This is a genomic window from Pseudoalteromonas luteoviolacea NCIMB 1942 (assembly GCF_001625595.1).
GTDB lineage: Bacteria > Pseudomonadota > Gammaproteobacteria > Enterobacterales > Alteromonadaceae > Pseudoalteromonas > Pseudoalteromonas luteoviolacea_A.
In genome coordinates this window covers 53,304-72,025 of the sequence record NZ_AUXT01000145.1, presented here as the reverse complement: position 1 = coordinate 72,025, position 18,722 = coordinate 53,304, and the positions used below count along the sequence as shown (strand labels likewise).

The 18,722-nt window shown below is 44.4% G+C and carries 15 protein-coding genes; 4 read left to right on the top strand and 11 right to left on the bottom strand.

Annotation, left to right across the window (positions count from 1 at the left end):
* Positions 1-779: 779 nt before the first annotated feature.
* Positions 780-4,664 (bottom strand): phosphoribosylformylglycinamidine synthase, encoded by a 3,885-nt coding sequence (gene purL, locus N482_RS08025; protein ID WP_063376542.1) that lies wholly within the window; start codon positions 4,662-4,664, stop codon positions 780-782.
* Positions 4,665-4,907: 243 nt separating this feature from the next.
* On the opposite strand from purL, the gene mltF reads away from it, so the two are divergent.
* Both mltF and N482_RS25220 read left to right on the top strand, forming a co-directional pair.
* Positions 4,908-6,290, top strand: coding sequence for a membrane-bound lytic murein transglycosylase MltF (mltF, locus tag N482_RS08020; RefSeq protein WP_063376541.1), 1,383 nt, complete (start codon positions 4,908-4,910; stop codon positions 6,288-6,290).
* A gap of 92 nt (positions 6,291-6,382) precedes the next feature.
* Entirely contained in the window at positions 6,383-6,547 is a 165-nt protein-coding gene (locus N482_RS25220) for a hypothetical protein (protein WP_196763561.1), read from the top strand.
* Here N482_RS25220 and tadA read toward each other — a convergent pair.
* Positions 6,538-7,056: a tRNA adenosine(34) deaminase TadA gene (gene tadA / locus N482_RS08015; RefSeq protein WP_063376548.1), complete on the bottom strand. Its 519-nt coding sequence runs from the start codon at positions 7,054-7,056 to the stop codon at positions 6,538-6,540. The two genes, N482_RS25220 and tadA, sit on opposite strands and share 10 nt — an antisense overlap.
* Positions 7,057-7,228: 172 nt before the next feature.
* Between tadA and N482_RS08010 the strand changes: the two genes are divergently transcribed.
* Positions 7,229-8,533, top strand: coding sequence for an inosine/guanosine kinase (locus N482_RS08010; protein ID WP_063376540.1), 1,305 nt, complete (start codon positions 7,229-7,231; stop codon positions 8,531-8,533).
* 37 nt (positions 8,534-8,570) lie between these two features.
* Here N482_RS08010 and glsB read toward each other — a convergent pair whose 3' ends face one another.
* From glsB to N482_RS07970, 9 genes are all read right to left on the bottom strand, one after another.
* The gene (gene glsB / locus N482_RS08005) at positions 8,571-9,488 is read right to left on the bottom strand and encodes a glutaminase B (RefSeq protein WP_063376539.1); all 918 of its coding nucleotides are present in this window, start codon (positions 9,486-9,488) and stop codon (positions 8,571-8,573) included.
* 113 nt (positions 9,489-9,601) lie between these two features.
* Positions 9,602-10,165, bottom strand: a complete 564-nt coding sequence (locus N482_RS08000) for a phosphoribosyltransferase (protein ID WP_063376538.1) — start codon at positions 10,163-10,165, stop codon at positions 9,602-9,604.
* 32 nt (positions 10,166-10,197) lie between these two features.
* Positions 10,198-10,371: a hypothetical protein gene (locus tag N482_RS24765; protein WP_155730541.1), complete on the bottom strand. Its 174-nt coding sequence runs from the start codon at positions 10,369-10,371 to the stop codon at positions 10,198-10,200.
* A gap of 23 nt (positions 10,372-10,394) precedes the next feature.
* Positions 10,395-12,689, bottom strand: coding sequence for a DNA topoisomerase IV subunit A (gene parC, locus N482_RS07995; RefSeq protein ID WP_063376537.1), 2,295 nt, complete (start codon positions 12,687-12,689; stop codon positions 10,395-10,397).
* 18 nt (positions 12,690-12,707) lie between these two features.
* On the bottom strand, positions 12,708-14,597 hold the full coding sequence (parE, locus tag N482_RS07990) for a DNA topoisomerase IV subunit B (protein WP_063376536.1): 1,890 nt from the start codon (positions 14,595-14,597) through the stop codon (positions 12,708-12,710).
* Between the two features lie 32 nt (positions 14,598-14,629).
* A complete protein-coding gene (locus N482_RS07985; RefSeq protein ID WP_063376535.1) occupies positions 14,630-15,187 on the bottom strand; it encodes a YqiA/YcfP family alpha/beta fold hydrolase in 558 nt (185 codons plus the stop codon).
* Entirely contained in the window at positions 15,172-15,936 is a 765-nt protein-coding gene (locus N482_RS07980; RefSeq protein WP_063376534.1) for a metallophosphoesterase, read from the bottom strand. The genes N482_RS07985 and N482_RS07980 overlap by 16 nt, the downstream gene beginning before the upstream one ends.
* Positions 15,923-16,393: a DUF1249 domain-containing protein gene (locus N482_RS07975; RefSeq protein ID WP_063376547.1), complete on the bottom strand. Its 471-nt coding sequence runs from the start codon at positions 16,391-16,393 to the stop codon at positions 15,923-15,925. Before N482_RS07975 ends, N482_RS07980 begins: the two co-directional genes overlap by 14 nt.
* Positions 16,394-16,418: 25 nt before the next feature.
* The gene (locus tag N482_RS07970; protein ID WP_063376533.1) at positions 16,419-17,042 is read right to left on the bottom strand and encodes an NUDIX domain-containing protein; all 624 of its coding nucleotides are present in this window, start codon (positions 17,040-17,042) and stop codon (positions 16,419-16,421) included.
* Positions 17,043-17,253: 211 nt separating this feature from the next.
* On the opposite strand from N482_RS07970, the gene tolC reads away from it, so the two are divergent.
* Positions 17,254-18,603: an outer membrane channel protein TolC gene (gene tolC / locus N482_RS07965; RefSeq protein ID WP_063376532.1), complete on the top strand. Its 1,350-nt coding sequence runs from the start codon at positions 17,254-17,256 to the stop codon at positions 18,601-18,603.
* The last annotated feature ends 119 nt before the right edge of the window (positions 18,604-18,722 follow it).

Here is an 18,722-nt window from a genome sequence, read left to right as displayed (position 1 = left end):
AAAGTGTGCTCGCACCCTGTTATCTCATGCCAGTCTCGATTCAAAAATAATCGACGTAATAGCCAGTACCTTGGCGCGACTGCACTGACCAAAAGTGCAAAATATCACACCCATGCAGCGTTAGTTGGCAAGGGGGGATAAGAAGCGCGGTTATAAGGAGCCGTGGATGCATGTTTCTTCTCTTCCAAAAAGACACAACTTTCTCGAAAAAGCGCTCAAGCTATATGGCATGAGAATGCAGATAGAGGCAGGGTTTCGAGACCAAAAAAGTGTTAGGTTTGGCTTAGGTTCAAACCTACACAGAACAACCCAACTCAACCGATTAAACATACTGTTGCTGCTAGCAACGTTGGTCCACTGGTTCTCGATGATACTTGGTGCCGTGATAGATAAGGCAGGAAAAACAAGGGCGTTTCAAACCAACACAAGCAAAAGCAGACGAGTGGTTTCATGGGCATGTGTTGGATTGCGATACTTCAAAAAAACAGTCTTTTAAACTGCGACGGCGAGACTACTTGGATGGGCTAATCTATTTCAAGCAGGTAGTAAGGCAACTCAACTGGAAAAGTTTGAATTTAAGCTATCAGATTGAAATTTAATGATTATTTATTGTATTCCCTTAGAGCGCACCCAAAACCCTTACGCGCATTACGGAATATATACATCCGTGAGTTGTCTTCTTTCCACTCTTGTCGTGGGTATCACAGCCAAGAGTTCGCTTTCTCTACAAAACAAAAAAGGCCACCGAAGTGACCTTTTTCAAGCTAAAGCACTCTCAATTAACCCACGTTTTTGCGTGCGTTACGGAACATGCGCATCCATGGGCTGTCCTCTTTCCACTCATCAGGGTGCCAAGAGTTAGCTACTGCACGGAATACACGCTCAGGGTGAGGCATCATCACTGTTGCACGGCCATCCGTTGATGTAATACCGGTAATACCTTCAGGAGAACCATTCGGGTTGTTCGGGTATTGCGTCGTTGGCTTACCAAAGTTATCAACGTACTGAACTGCAACCGTACCAGACTCAAGGGCTGCTTTAACTGCTACGTCGTTTGCAAACTCAGCATGACCTTCACCGTGAGAAACCGCGATTGGCATGCGAGAGCCAGCCATGCCTTGGAAGAATACCGACGGACTTTCTTGTACTTCTACAAGGCTGAAACGTGCTTCAAAACGCTCTGACTTGTTAGTTACAAAACGTGGCCAGTGCTCAGTACCTGGGATTAGCTCTTTCAATGTAGATAGCATTTGACAGCCGTTACACACACCTAAGCTGAACGTGTCTTGACGCTCAAAGAAGGTTTGGAACTGGCTGCGTGCCATGTCATTGAATAGAATTGACTTAGCCCAACCCTCACCAGCACCAAGCACGTCACCGTAAGAGAAACCGCCACACGCTACAAGACCTTTAAACTGGTCAAGCGTCAAGCGCCCCTCTAAGATGTCACTCATGTGTACGTCTACTGCTGCAAAGCCCGCACGGTTAAATGCCGCTGCCATTTCAACGTGAGAGTTAACACCTTGCTCACGAAGGATTGCCATCTTAGGCTTGGCACCGGTTGCAATGTAAGGCGCTGCAACATCTTCATTTAAGTCGAAGCCAAGTTTGACGTTGAGGCCAGGGTCTTTTTCGTCAAATTTTGCATCAAACTCTTGCTTAGCACATTCAGGGTTATCACGAAGTGCTTGCATCTTATACGTAGTTTCAGCCCAGATAGTACGTAGTTCAGTACGCGTATTGGCAAGTACGGCTTCACCACCACGGTTGAAGATTACTTTATCTTCAGTGTTAAGTGCACCAATTGTGTGGCTGATTGCACCAAGGCCGTTATCCGCTAGGATTGCTTCAACTGTTGCAAGGTCGTCGTTGCGAACCTGAATTACTGCACCTAGCTCTTCGTTGTAAAGCGCTTCTATATCAGAACCTGCTAGGCTATCAAGGTTTACAGTTACACCTGTACGACCTGCGAATGCCATTTCAGCAACCGTTGTGAATAAACCACCGTCTGATCTGTCGTGGTAAGCAAGTAGCTTTTCATCTGCTACAAGCGCTTGCATTGCATTGTAGAATCCTTTAAGTAGTTCAGGGCTATCAACGTCTGGTGTCTTATCGCCCAGCTGCTTGTAAACCTGTGCAAGGCTTGATGCACCCATACGGTTTTGACCTGCACCTAAGTCAACTAAGATCAGGCTTGAGTCTCCTTTGTCGGTGCGAAGCTGAGGCGTGACTGTTTTACGAATGTCTTCTACACGGCCAAATGCAGTGATCACGAGAGAAAGTGGCGCAGTGACTTCTTTGTTTTCACCATTTTCTTCCCACTTCGTCTTCATCGACATAGAGTCTTTACCAACAGGAATAGTCAAACCAAGTGCTGGGCACAGCTCTTCGCCAACCGCTTTAACCGCTTCATAAAGACCTGCGTCTTCACCCGGATGACCTGCCGCTGCCATCCAGTTTGCAGATAGCTTGATATTCTCAAGGCCACCAATGTTTGCGCCAGCGATATTCGTTAGTGCTTCCGCTACTGCTAAACGTGCAGATGCACCATAATTTAGAAGTGCCGCAGGTGTACGCTCACCCATTGACATCGCTTCACCATGGTAAGTATCAAATGCTGCCGCTGTTACTGCACAGTTAGCAACTGGTATCTGCCAAGGGCCAACCATTTGGTCACGAGCAACTAGGCCAGTAACCGTACGGTCACCAATGGTGATAAGGAATGTTTTCTCAGCGATAGTCGGTAGACGAAGTAAACGCTTAGCGGCGTCGAGAACATTGATGCTATCTGTCTTTAGCGCTTCACCGCCTACTAGCTTAGACTCAACGTCACGGTGCATCTTAGGTGCTTTACCTAATAGGACTTCAAGCGGAAGATCGACTGGGTTGTTATCAAAGTGGCTATCAGCAACCGTTAAGTGACGCTCTTCAGTCGCTTCACCAATTACCGCGTACTGTGCGCGCTCACGTTTACAGATTTCTTCAAAGCGGTCGAAGTCTTCTGCCGCTACAGCCAGTACATAACGCTCTTGTGATTCGTTACACCATATCTCGTGCGGTGCCATGCCCGGTTCATCGTTCGGGATGTTACGTAACTGGAATTTACCACCACGACCACCGTCGTCTACCAGCTCAGGGAATGCGTTTGAAAGACCGCCCGCGCCCACATCGTGAATAAACGCGATTGGATTTTCGTCACCTAGCTGCCAACATTTGTCGATAACTTCTTGGCAACGACGCTCCATTTCTGGGTTTTCACGCTGTACAGATGCAAAGTCGAGGTCTTCGTTTGATTGACCAGATGCCATTGACGATGCTGCACCACCACCTAGTCCGATATTCATCGCTGGACCACCTAGCGCAACCAGTTTAGCACCGACTGGTATTTCACCTTTTTGTACGTGCTCAGTACGGATATTACCAAGACCACCTGCAAGCATAATCGGCTTGTGGTAACCACGCACCTCTTCGCCGTTGTGGCTATTTACTTTTTCTTCGTAAGTACGGAAGTAACCAAGTAGGTTAGGACGACCAAATTCGTTGTTGAACGCCGCACCACCAAGAGGGCCGTCGATCATGATATCTAATGCATTAACGATACGACCAGGCTTGCCGAAGTTAGTTTCCCACGGCTGCTCAAAACCAGGAATACGAAGGTTAGATACGGTAAAACCAACCAGACCCGCTTTTGGCTTAGAACCACGGCCAGTTGCACCTTCATCACGAATTTCACCACCAGAACCGGTTGATGCACCAGAGAATGGGGCAATCGCAGTTGGGTGGTTGTGTGTTTCAACCTTCATCAAGATTTCAATGTTCTCTTGGTTGTAGCTGTACTCACCTTCTTTATTTGGAAAGAAACGACCCGCTTTAGAACCCTTCATTACGGCTGCGTTATCTTTATAAGCTGACAGCACGTTTTCAGGATGCGTTTCAAATGTATTTTTGATCATTTTGAACAGCGATTTAGGCTGCTGCTCACCGTCGATTGTCCAATCGGCGTTAAAAATTTTGTGACGACAGTGCTCTGAGTTCGCCTGTGCGAACATAAATAGCTCGATGTCGTTCGGGTTACGGCCTAGTTTTTGGAAATTCTCAACTAGGTAGTCGATTTCGTCGTCCGCTAGTGCAAAACCTTGCTCTACGTTTGCAGTTGCAAGCGCTTCACGGCCACCGCCTAGAATGTCTACTGATGACATTGGACGAGGCTCTTCAACACGGAATAACTGACCCGCATCTTCTAATTGACTATGTACAGACTCGGTCATGCGATCATGAAGTAGCTTAGAAACTTCATTTAGTTGCGCAGCGCTTAGGTCGCCTTCAACATAATATGCGATGCCACGCTCAACACGATGCACCTTATCAAGGCCACAGTTATTAGCGATATCGGTCGCTTTTGATGCCCATGGTGAAATAGTACCGATGCGAGGAGTCACTAATACTAGTGCGCCTTCTGGCGTATGTTCAACGGCAGTTGGCCCATACGTTAACAGCTTGCTCAGTTTATCTAACTCTGCTTCTGTAAGTTCACCAGTTAAATCAGCAAAGTGCATGAACTCGGCATAAACACCAGTAACAGATAGTTCTGCATCCGCGCAGCTTTTAAGTATCTTTTGGACTTTAAAATCAGAAAGTGCAGGTGCACCACGTAGGATTAACATAGATATTTCATCCGGGGTTAAGGATTGAACGATATTTTGGGCCGCTATTATAGTCGAATTGACGCACAGATTTAACTCAAAATTGTCATTTATCGAAAAAAACCCTCTTCACAAATTTACATATAACTGAGAGCATAAGATTTAGAGGATACATTTTGATCTTTACTCTTTGTTTTTCAACTTCTAATAAGACAGTTTGCAAAGATGTCTGAAGACTCAGAAATAAACTGAATCAGGATCGTTATGGTAATTTTTAGGTTATTTGGCTTAGTTGCAATTTGCATAGCTCTCGCACTAGTGGGGGGATGCGACAAAACTCCACCTAATCAATTGCAGCAAGTAAAAGCAAACGACAGGCTTAAAGTAGGCACTTTAGTGGGTCCTGCAACCTATTACCAAGGCCCTACAGAAGAAGAAGGGTTTGAGTTTGAGCTGGCAGGCGCATTTGCCCAAGAACTAGGCGTAAAATTAGAAATCATCCCTTTTTTTAATTTAGAAAAACTATTTGAGAGTTTAGAGCAAGGCCAAATAGACGTTATCGCTTCAGGAATAAGTTATCATTCAAGTCGTGCAAAAACCTTTCGTTTTGGGCCTTACTATCGTGAGATTAGCCAAAAGCTGGTTTATAAACAGGGCAAATCAAGACCTAGGCACTATGGTCAACTTGAAGCTCCCGTTACGGTGCTTGCAAATAGCCACCATCTGCTATCGCTGCAAGAAGCAAAAATTGGCAACCCCAATTTGAACTGGCAAACCACGACCCTGCTTGATCAAGAAGAGCTCCTTTTGGGCATCCTCAATGAAGAAATTGAGTATACAATCGTAGACTCCCACTCCCTAGCGCTCTTTCGCCGCTACCATCCTAATTTGAGCATTGCTTTCTCGGTTACACAATCGGACCCGATTGCTTGGGTAATGAAGCGACATGCTGACGACTCACTATATGCTCTACTTATGCCATTTTTTGCGAAAGTACAATATAGCGGTCAATTAGCTGCACTAGAAGAAAAGTATTTTGGGCACGTAACCCGTTTTAACTACGTAAACACCGTCGCTTTTGTAGAGGCGAGTAAGCAAACACTTCCTAAATATGCAGAGTGGTTTAAGACATATTCAAAGCAGTACAACATAGACTGGCGATTGCTCGCAGCACTCAGTTATCAGGAGTCAATGTGGAACCCTAGAGCCAAATCTCCCACGGGAGTTAGAGGCATTATGATGCTAACCCAAAGCACAGCCAAAAGCGTCGGCGTTAAACACCGATTAAAGCCTGAACAAAATATCCGCGGAGGGGCCCGTTACCTTGCCAATCTAATTTCTCGTGTTCCCGATGAAATAACAAACCCAGATAGAACTTGGTTGGCGCTAGCAGCGTATAACGTAGGTATGGGGCACGTGCGTGATGCATTAAAATTAACTGCACAGCAAGGGGGCGATCCAAACAGTTGGGCCGATGTTAAAAAACGACTACCACTGTTGACAAAAAAACGCTACTATCGAAGCACAAGATATGGATATGCGCGTGGCGATGTTGCGGTACATTACGTTGATAACATACGTCGCTACTTTGACGCTCTAGTCTGGTTAGACGAAAATGGGGCGCTCCCTTTCAGTTCTGGCGAATAAATTGCTTCCCAGCATCGTTGTCATAAGCCTGTCACAATAAACAGGTATTTCTGTCACGCGTAAGTTTTTTCTCTCTCACAAAGGAGGTTCTGATGCTTAGAAGACGTCGAACTCATCAATTTAAACGCAATACTCGCAACACCAATCCCAATCGCCGCCGAGTCATGCTTAAAAACATCCACAAAAAAATCTTATTGCGTCGCCGTATTTATTCACTTCAACAATTAGCGGCAGATACCAAAGCGGCTCAGTCCTGAGCCGTATTAGCTTGTTCTGCTTGGCGTGCTTTTTTTGCCGCTTTGTGCTCTTTGCGTCTGCGCTTAAAAAAGCTAGATAATTTCTTTCCACACTCTTCGGCAAGTACACCTGATGTGACATCAGGCTGATGATTTAGTTGCGGCTCCTGCAATAAATTCATTACAGAACCAGCTGCACCAGTTTTAGCATCACTTGCACCATAAACCACCCGCTGTATGCGACCATGCACCAACATACCTGCACACATTGGGCACGGCTCCAAAGTGACATATAACGTGCAATCAATAAGACGATAGTTTTTTATTTTTTTGCCGGCTTCACGGATAGCCATCATCTCTGCATGCGCCGATGGGTCATGGTGACCAATCGATCGATTCCAACCCGCAGCGATTAGTTCACCATCTTGTACAACCACGGCTCCAACGGGGATCTCATTCTCAGCCTCGGCTTTATCAGCATAGCTCAGCGCTTGGCGCATCCAGTACTCATCTTGCTCTTGGATAGTCATACTCAAAATTGCAAAGTAAATTTGGGCTTTAGTATACCAGCTCAAACTGGAGAAACCGCTTGGTTACAGAATTATTGCTAAAATTACCAAATTACCATGGCTCCTCAATATAAAATTAGGCTATAATTCGCCGCTTTTTTTATTTAATGAGCTCATAACACACGGGTAAAACATGAAATTTCCGGGACACCGTAGGCATAAACATTATTTTCCAGTGGAAGATAAAGACCCACTTATCAACCACTTAAATGCTGAAGATCGCTTAAAACGCAACTACATATGCGGCATTGATCAAATAGTTGTCGATATTGAGGCCAAAGTCGACCAAGCGTTTTTAGATGAGTTTCATCTTCAACGCGGTATGTCACAAGTCATAGACAATGATGTCACCAATGCGCTCTATGAGCGTTTAAAGCGTGATGACATGATTGATTACGAATTTGCTGGCGGCACCATTGGTAACACCATGCACAACTACTCAGTTCTAGCAGACGACCGCTCAGTTTTGCTAGGCGTTATGAGTGAAAGTATTGAGATAGGTAGCTATGCGTATAAGTTTTTATGTAATACGTCTAGCCGAGTAGACTTAGATCACTTGCAACCAGTAGCAGGTGCAATTGGTCGCTGCTTTACCTTGATAGACGACAGTGGCGAAAGAACTTTTGCTATCAGCGCAGGTTTGATGAACTACTTAAAGCCCGAATCTATCAGCCAGTCATTAATCGAAAATGCATCAGCTTTGGTGATAAGCGCATATCTTATGCGTACCAAAGGGGATGAAACGATGACAAAAGCCACCTTGCAAGCGGTTGAATATGCTAACCAAGCTGGTGTCCCTGTAGTACTTACACTCGGTACTAAATTTTTGATCGAACAAGACCCCCAGTGGTGGGCTGAATTCGTCGAAAAACACGTCGATATTCTTGCTATGAATGAAGAAGAAGGCGAGGCAATTACAGGATTTGACGATCCACTAATGGCAGCCGACAAAGCGCTGGATTGGGTAGACTTGGTTATTTGTACCGCAGGCCCAACTGGACTCTATATGGCTGGTTATGTTGAAGACGAGATGAAGCGAGAAACAGAGTACCCTCTTTTGCCGGGTGCGATTCCTGAATTTAACCGCTATGAATTTTCTCGTGCAATGCGTAAGCCTCACTGTGACAACCCTGTCAGAGTGTATAGCCATACAGCCCCTTACATGGGTGGGCCAGATACGATTAAAAATACCAATGGCGCGGGTGACTGTGCATTAGCGGCTGTTTTACACGACTTATCAGCAAATGTTTACCACCGTTTAAATGTGCCTAATTCCGCCAAACATGAGCAAGCCGCAATCACTTACTCTTCCTTAGCACAAATTAGTAAGTATGCAAATCGCGCAAGTTTCGAAGTTTTAGTGCAGCATTCTCCGAGGTTGTCTCGTGGCCTCCCAGAAAAAGAAGACTCTCTAGAGCAATCTTACTGGGATCAGTAAACTAAAAAGCGCGATAGACATCGCGCTTTGAGTGGCGTTAGAAGATCGCTGTGCCGAGCTCTTCAGCAAGAAATTCTAGTGCCGCAATACCTGCAACAGAGTTCCCTACTTTATCAAGCCCCGGTGACCACACCGCTATAGTAAAACGTCCAGGCACAACCGCGATTATCGCGCCAGAAACACCAGATTTCCCTGGCATACCAACACGATAGCCAAAGTCGCCGGCTGCATCATAAAGGCCGCTGGTAAATAACAGAGAGTTCAATTGCTGTACTTGCTTTGCGGGCAATATTTGTTGGCTTGTCTGGGTGCAAACACCGCTGTTAGACAAATACGAAAAGCACTTCGCCAACTCCGCAACATTCATCTCAATGGCACAAAAATTAAAATAGGACCAAAGCACTTCTTCAACTTCATTGTTAAAGTTGCCAAATGATTTCATTAAATACGCCATTGCTGCATTGCGATATCGATGCTCATACTCAGACTGAGCAACAACCTTATTAATAGATAGCTTCGGATTACCCGTTTGCATACGATAGCTTTCAAGCATTGTGTGGATAGGAGCGCTCAAACGAGAGTACAAAGCATCACAAGTAACAATTGCACCTGCATTAATAAACGGGTTTCTTGGAATGCCATTTTCAAACTCAAGCTGTGTAAGAGAGTTAAAAGCAGTCCCGGATGGCTCTTTGCCAACTCTGTGCCACAATTCATCTCCATAGCGCTGTAAAGCGAGCGTCAAAGTCATCACCTTGGACACCGACTGCACCGTAAACTTGGCATCACAACCCCCTGCACAATAAGTTTCACCTGACTGGGCTTGAACCGCGATAGCAAATTGGCCGAGTGGCTGCTCGGCTAATGCAGGAATATAGTCTGCGACCTGCCCTTGCCTTAAAAAAGGCTGCACATGCGACACGGTACGGTCTAAAATTGATTGGTAGTCTGTCATACAAAATATGCATAAATCACAATGGCTGGAGTGTAACAAATGCACTTATGCGCAGCCATAAAAAAGCCGCCGAAAACGTGAATTTTCGACGGCCTATATTTGCGAACTATTAATTACTTTGTGAATAGTTCTTTGATATTAGCCAGATCTGACTTACCTGCAATCAACTCATCAGGTGTGAGCCCTGAAAGCTCGTGTGGAAATACCAACCATTCATCCGACTCGTGAATATAATAGTCTGGCGTCATTGGTACTTTCTTGTTGGTCGGTTTGTAATACGGGCAAGCAACTCGAATATCTTTTGGTAGATTCAAACGCATTAATTCTTCAAGCTTTTCACGTAATGCATAAATGCTGCGGCCAGAGTCAAAAACGTCATCGACAATCAATAGCGAGTCACCTGCATTGGCATTTTCAATGATGTAATGTAAACCGTGTACTTTAATTTCTTTAGACTGTTGGCCGATACCATAGTAAGAAGATGTACGAACAGCGATGTGATCAGTTTCGATGCCTTTGTAGTCGTAGTACTCTTGCACAGCGATCCCAATAGGTGCGCCCCCTCGCCAAATACCAATGATAAAATCAGGACGGAACCCATCTTCATAAACTTGAGCCGCTAGACGGAAAGAATCCTCTAGTAACTGTTGCGCTGTAATGTAGCACTTCTCAGACATAAAAACCCCGTATTGTCAGTGCGAGTGTCACCTTAGTTAGGTGTCACTCTGAACAAGAATAACTTATAACCGCATATTCTAGCCGACTCAGATAGAAATTGCTTGTCATACATTAGGGTTTTTACGGCAAAATGACAGGTTGGCGAGAAAATGATGACAATTCGCTCACCATTAATAATAGAGGCAGCCATAAAAAAGCGGGTCATGCGACCCGCTCTACTGTTAGCTGCTAAGCTTCTGTATCGCCTTCGATATTGGTATCTTCGGTCTCTAAGAACTCAATTTCAAAGTTATCGACACGTTGTAAGCCTCTTGGCAGCTTATTGCCTCGTCGGCCACGCTCTCCGAAATAGTGCTCTAGATCGGAATGCTTAAGAGTGAGCTTTCGTTTACCCGCATACAGTGTGACAGTTCGACCTTCTGGGACGACTGCCAGTACTTTTACAAACTCTTCTCTTGCCTGCACTTTGGCAGTCGGTATGGAGATAATCTTGTTCCCTTTACCTTTAGCCAATTTCGGTAAATCTCTGAGCGGGAACAGCAGCATACGACCTTCATTCGAAATTGCCATCAAGCGATCTGTAGCAACATCATTAACAGCAATTGGCGCCATCAGCTCAGCCCCTTTTGGAATGCTTACTAGTGCTTTACCATTTTTATTCTTGCTCACAAGATCAGAAAATTCTGTAATAAAGCCATAGCCACCATCAGTGGCCATTAAATACAACTCTTGCTCTTCGCCCATTATGACGTGTTCAAAATTAGCCCCAGCGACAAGGTTAAAACGGCCAGTCATAGGCTCACCTTGGCTTCTCGCTGACGGTAAGCTATGAGCATCTGTTGCAAAGGCTCGACCAGAGCTGTCCAAAAAGACCGCAGGTTGATTGCTCTTACCTTTGGCAGAGGCTTTATAGCTATCTCCAGACCGATAGTTTAAACCCCCAGCGTCAATCTCATGACCTTTGGCAAATCGTGCCCAACCTTTTTCTGAGAGCACCACTGTAACCGCTTCTGATGGGATCAAATCCTTCTCGCTAAGCGCTTTAGCTTCTTGTCTTTCAATAACTGGAGAACGTCTTTCGTCACCATATAGCTCAGCCGCTTCCTGGATCTCTCTTTTCATTAACGTCGACATACGACGCTCAGAACCCAATGTTAGCTCTAGCTTATCGCGCTCTTTGCTTAGCTCATCTTGTTCACCGCGGATCTTCATCTCTTCTAGCTTAGCTAGGTGGCGCAGTTTTAAGTCAAGAATCGCTTCGGCTTGTGTTTCAGACAGCCCAAAACGAGACATTAACTCAGCTTTTGGATCTTCTTCATTACGAATGATCTCAATCACTTCATCAATGTTTAAGAAAGCAACCATCAAGCCTTCTAAGATGTGCAAACGAGCCACTACCTTATCTAAACGATACTGTAGTCTTCTGCGCACAGTTTCACGGCGGAATATCAGCCACTCAGAAAGAATTTGTTGTATATCTTTAACTTGTGGACGCCCATCAAGCCCAATCATATTGAGGTTTACACGATAGTTTTTCTCAAGGTCGGTCGTCGCGAATAAGTGCGCCATTAACGGCTCTGCTTTAACGCGGTTTGAACGCGGTACGACAACAATTCGCGTTGGGTTCTCATGGTCAGATTCATCGCGCAAGTCCGCAACCATCGGTAGCTTCTTAGCTGTCATTTGCGCGGCGATTTGCTCTAGTATTTTTCCGCCAGACGTTTGATGCGGCAATGCCGTAATAACGATTTCGCCTTGCTCTTCTTGATACACAGCACGCATCTTGATTGACCCACGGCCAGTCGTATAGATTTTACGGATATCGTCTTTTGGCGTAATAATTTCAGCTTTAGTGGGGTAATCTGGTGCTTTAACGACTTCCAGTAATTCCTCTAACGTCGTTTTCGGCTTGTCCAGCAGCATACAGCACGCTGTTGCCAGCTCATTAACGTTATGCGGTGGAATGTCAGTAGCCATACCAACTGCAATACCGGTCACGCCATTTAATAAGATATGTGGTAGACGTGCGGGTAATACCTGCGGCTCTTTCATCGTGCCATCAAAATTGGGGGCCCAGTCCACAGTGCCCTGACCGAGTTCCTTGAGCAGCACTTCTGAAAATTTTGATAATCGAGCTTCGGTATAACGCATCGCAGCAAATGATTTAGGATCATCCGCAGCACCCCAGTTGCCTTGACCATCCACCAGCGGATATCGATATGAAAACGGCTGCGCCATTAACACCATGGCTTCGTAACATGCACTGTCACCGTGCGGGTGATACTTACCTAGCACGTCACCAACCGTACGCGCAGACTTCTTATACTTTGCAGCAGCAGATAAACCCAGTTCACTCATCGCATAAACAATACGACGTTGAACTGGTTTTAAGCCATCACCAATATGTGGCAATGCCCTATCCATGATCACGTACATGGAGTAATTTAAGTAGGCGTCTTCAGTAAAGCGCCCCATTGGTAATTGTTCTATACCCTGCAATGACAGGGCTTGTGGATCAGTCATGACACACCTTACTTCTTGTTATACCTCGGCTTTGTCGCCATGTTGCTCTAACCAAGCTTTACGATCGCCGGAGCGCTTTTTCGCCAACAGCATATCCATCATTTCCATCGTCTGTTCTTGCTCATCCAAAGTAAGCTGAACTAAACGGCGAGTGTTAGGGTCCATCGTGGTCTCACGTAGTTGCATTGGGTTCATTTCACCCAAGCCCTTAAATCGCTGCACATTTACCTTACCGCGTTTTTTCTCGGCTTCAATACGGTCTAATATCCCACGCTTTTCATCTTCATCTAGTGCGTAATATACTTCTTTGCCCACATCTATCCTAAATAGCGGCGGCATTGCAACGTAAACGTGCCCTGCCTCAACCAAGGTTGGGAAATGCTTTACAAACAACGCACATAATAAGGTTGCAATGTGCAGACCGTCCGAGTCTGCATCAGCAAGGATACACACTTTGCCATAGCGCAACGCAGATAAATCTGTTGAATCGGGGTCAATTCCTAATGCGACAGAAATATCATGGACTTCTTGAGAGGCCAAAATCTGACCCGAGTCGACTTCCCAAGTATTCAGAATTTTACCACGCAGTGGCATGATGGCCTGAAACTCTCGGTCACGAGCCTGCTTAGCTGAACCACCTGCCGAGTCACCTTCCACTAAAAATAGCTCTGAACGTTCAGTTTCACTCCCTGAGCAATCAGTCAACTTACCAGGCAATGCCGGGCCACTGGTCACTTTTTTACGAACTACTTTCTTCGCAGCTCGTAGTCGTTTTTGTGCGTTGCTAATACAAAGTTCAGCCAGTAACTCAGCGGTATCAGTGTGCTCGTTCAACCACAGGCTAAACGCGTCTTTTACAATACCCGATACAAACGTTGCACATGAACGAGAAGAGAGTTTTTCTTTTGTTTGGCCAGCAAATTGTGGGTCCTGCATTTTCACCGAAAGTACATAACTGCACTTATCCCAAACATCATCTGGTGTCAGTTTGACACCTCTAGGCAACAAATTGCGGAATTCACAGAATTCCCGAATCGCCTCTAAGAGACCTTGTCTTAAGCCATTTACATGGGTACCACCCTGCGCTGTTGGGATTAGGTTTACATAGCTTTCAGCGATAAACTCTCCGCCTTCTGGCAGCCAATGCAGTGCCCAGTCAACCCCCTCAGTAGAGCCACTGAAATTCCCTGTAAACGGAGATTTCGGTAGCACTTCTAAATCTTTAGCACTGTCGATTAAGTAATCTTGCAAACCCGACTCATAATGCCACTCTTGAGTTTCTTTGGTTTGTTTATTAATAAAACGAATACGTAAGCCGGGACATAAAACAGCTTTTGCTTTGAGTAAATGGTTTAGTTTTGTCAAAGAGTAGTTGGCAGAGTCGAAATAGCTAGCATCTGGCCAAAACTGCACTGAAGTACCTGTGTTACGCTTACCAACACTGCCAGTTACCTCCAAATCCTGTACTTTGTCACCGTTTTCAAAAGCTATTTCAAACTGCTGTGCATCACGTTTTACCGTTACTTCCACACGCGTAGAGAGTGCGTTTACAACCGAGATGCCCACGCCGTGCAAACCACCTGAGAATTGGTAGTTTTTATTTGAGAACTTACCACCGGCATGAAGCTTAGTTAATATTAATTCGACACCTGGGATCCCTTCTTCTGGGTGTACATCCACAGGCATACCACGGCCATCATCAATGACTTGCAGCGAGTTATCTTCATGCAAAATTACATCGATTTTACTCGCATGACCTGCCAATGCTTCATCAACACTGTTGTCGATAACTTCCTGACCCAAGTGATTTGGTCGAGTGGTGTCCGTATACATACCCGGACGGCGTTTAACTGGCTCTAAGCCATTTAACACCTCAATGGCTTCTGCGTTATAATTTTGCTGACTCATAAATGCTACTGACTAAGTTATTTCTTTATGTTTTAGTTAATTTTAAGAAAATTGGCGAGGCGATTAAAGTGCCTTTCAAAATTCATGAAACTGTGATCTCCACCAAACTCTATTTTCGATGGGCAGTCACGATAATACTCCACAGCCTCTTGATAGGGTAACACCTCGTCACCAGTTTGCTGTAACAGCAAAATATTGCTTGGAGTAGTTAATTGCTTTACATACATTCTCTTGAGCGCGAATACATGTTCTTTGGTAAGCTCATATTCTATATCCTGATAGGGATTATACTGAGTTCCGAGGTAATCCCATAACAATTTATCCGGCCTGATTGCTGGGTTTACAACAACCGCTTTAATTGCAAAGCGTTCAGATAAATACGTTGCGTAAAACCCTCCTAACGAACTGCCAACAAGTACACAATCTTTATCAATTAACTGCTCAAGTTGAATAATAGCAATACGCGGATCATAGTGTAAACGTGGTACAACATATTCGCATTGGGCTTGGCAAAACTCACCAAATTGTTTTGCTTTAAATGACTTCTCTGAACTATTGAAGCCGTGGATATAAATTATTTTTCGAGCCATTTAACCTCTGTTTGTATGCCATCCTTTGTCCAACTAATCAACCTGTAAGCTGCACCTAAATTTTCTTGTTGCCACTGCTCTGTATTCTTGGTGAACTGGATTGAAGTCGCAGGGGTTGCATAGAGACTCAGGCCTCGAAACATAAACTGGTACTCGTGATGTACATGGCCATGAAATAAACCCAGAATTTGCCCGGTATCCACTAGCCGATTAAGTAACTGAGGACCGTTTTCTAACATATGTTTATCGAGGTAGCCCGCAATAGACAAAGGGTTATGATGACAAAAAACAACACTAGGCAACTCAGAATGTTTTTCTATTTCGTGTAAATGTGAAGTTTCTACCCAGCCAGCGGGCGTCGGCCCTTTACTATTAACAAGCAGTATTTGACCCAATTCAAAAACGATACGTTTAGCATGCTGAATTTGTCCTTGGCTGATTTTTAATAAATAGTCGATTTCATCATGGTTGCCTGGTAACCAAAATAGCGGGCACTCCAACTTAGAGTCGGCTATCAGCCTTGCAAATAGCTGATATGACCCATAAGTATGATCTTGGGTGAGATCGCCACCAAAGATAACTGCATCTAAATTCAATTGTGCAAGCGTGTCTAAAACGGCACCCAAGTGCTGCGCTGTGTTCACGCCAAAATATTCCCCACCGTCATTGGCAAATAAGTGTGTGTCTGTAATATGGGCAATGCGCAATTGCGCTTGATTGAACTCGTACTTCTCTTTAAACCAGCCCATTATTAACATCCCAATTCAATGGCACTCGACCGTTTTCAATACAAGCTATAAGCCAATCAGCTAAAAATGCATTTAACTGATATTTTTCATCTTTGTGATGCATGTTCGGGTTGGGATATCGATATGATGGTTTCACTTTTTGGTGATAATTGTGCTGCACAACTTCGGCGACGCTTGCATCATGATAAAGTCTCACAGCCAATTCAAACTCGCCTATATGGCTGCTTAAGCCATGCTTTTGGCGAATAGAAATATCAGTTGTATATTTTGCAACGTCATCTACAACAATGTAGAAATCCATAGAGCCCATTTTAATTTGACGCTGTTTGCCCACTTGTTCTTCAGGCATTACTTTAATTGCACGCAAATAATTGCGCTCACACAAAGTAATAAATTGCGGTAAAGACTGCACATAACTTCGCTCAGAAGCCTTACCCTTTAACCCATACTCACGCATCAAACCAGACAAAATGACTCCCATTTCACAACATTGTTGCAAGTTTCGATTTATTTAGCGCTAACCATTGTAGACTAATCACGGTGGCAGCGTTATCAATTTCCTCACTTTCAAGCCTCGTTATGGCTTCGTCAAATGATAGTACATGTGTTTTTATGTCTTCACCTTCTTCTTCCAAGCCAAAAACGCCTACCTCATGCTTGCTTAAATCAACTTCAGCTAAATACAAATATAAACGCTCTGTAGACCCACCTGGGCTGGATAAATACGAGCGCATATAGTGCAATTTGTTGAGCTTCAACCCAGCCTCTTCTTGCGCTTCTTTCCTGGCAACCCCCTCGAGATCGGTACTTCCTTCAGCCATTCCCGCGATACACTCCAATAACCAAGGGGAGCCTTTCGTTGCCAGAGCACCAATGCGGATTTGTTCAATTAATAGTACTTCATCTCTAACAGAGTCATAAGGCAAAACTGCTACAGCATGGCCACGGTCAATAATTTCTCTACGGATAGTCTCTGATACGCCACCATCAAACAGCGCGTGTTCGAAGACATATTCTTTGATTTTTAGAAACCCATCGTACAAAACACCACCCGAAGACGGCTTCAATACAACATCATTGCTATTGTATTGGCTAATTTCTTTCATTTTTAATCCTAGATTCATAAAGTAGGGTTTAATATCGGCTATTTTATCCCCATACTGCAATAAGCAACGCAACTGGCCCGAAAAGCCAGAACTGATAATGTATTATATTCTGTTACACTTGTTTTGTTTTTATCCCTGAATAGCACTTGGGAATTTGCATAAAAACAAGGTAACATGCTGACAATAAAATTGTCTAAGGACTGCACAAATAATGAAAAAAACCATTTTATCTATGTTGGTTGGCTTGACCTGTGCGCTGTCAAGTAACAACTCATACGCAGAAGACTTGCTTCAAGTTTACGACATTGCAACAGCAAACGATCCTACTGTGTTACGTGCAAAAGCCAATGCTGATGCACAAAAGTACGCACAAGACAGCGCACTTGGTGCTTTATTGCCTACATTGGGACTGAGAGTAAGCTATTCTGATACCGATTCTACAGGTGCGCTACCTACACAAAATGATGAGTCTGGGTATACATTAAACGACAGTTACAGAGATTCATTCTCTCGCACACTGACGCTAAACCAAACTATTTTCGACCTCAGTATTTGGGAAGATTTGTCAATTGCTGAAAAGCGTGCAATGCAATCATTGACTCAGTACGAGCAAGAGAAACAAAACCTAATCGTACGCATCGCACAGGGCTATTTTAATGTGCTTGGAGCACTAGACGGCTTAGAATTCGTGCAAGCAGAGAAACGCGCAATCGAGCGACAACTTGAGCAGACCAAACAACGTTATGAAGTGGGTTTAACGGCTATTACTGATGTTCATGAAGCACAAGCTCAATTTGACCAATCAGTTGCAAATGAGATTGTTGCGCAAAACGAAGTTGAAACGGCACGTGAAACACTGCGCACTATCACAGGTAAATACCACGCAAAACTTGATAAGTTAAATACAGATAAGTTTTCAACTGTAAAACCAAACAAAAAAGCAGATGATTTCATCAATATTGCGAAAGAGAAAAACCTTTCGTTACAGGTAGCAAAATCATCTCTCGAAATTGCTCAAGATCAAATCGATCAAGCGCAAGCAGGACATTACCCTACTTTGTCTTTCCAAGCATCACACGGGGATTCATTGACCAATACGCCAGGCAGTGAACTTGCACCTCGCAGCGACGAAACCACAATTGGGCTACAACTTGACGTTCCAATATACTCTGGTGGTAGAACGGTTGCAGCAACAGATCAGGCTAGAGCACTGTATGTTGCAGCAAGTGAAGACCTTGAAGCGTCAATGCGTAATATTACACGTTCAGTAATAACTTCCTACAACCAAGTAATGTCTGATGTGGCGACTTATCGTGCATTAGAACAAGCCGTGGTATCAGCTGAAAGTGCGCTACAAGCGACTGAAGCTGGCTTTGAAGTGGGCACTCGTACTATCGTTGATGTATTAGTGAGCACGCGTAACCTGTATAGCGCGAAACGAAATTTAGCGAATTTACGTTATCAATATATCTTGTCGACGCTACAGTTGAAGCAAGCTTCTGGTGACTTAACTCGTGACGATCTAGAAGCAATCAACAGAGGCTTAGTTACAAACAACTAACTCTGATTTAAAGGGGCCAGTCAAAACTGGTCCTAAACCCTTCCACTACTAATTCAACAACGCTTGAGCAAATTGCAAGTTATAGATAAACTACTCTCTTTTATGCTTGTACGAGAACG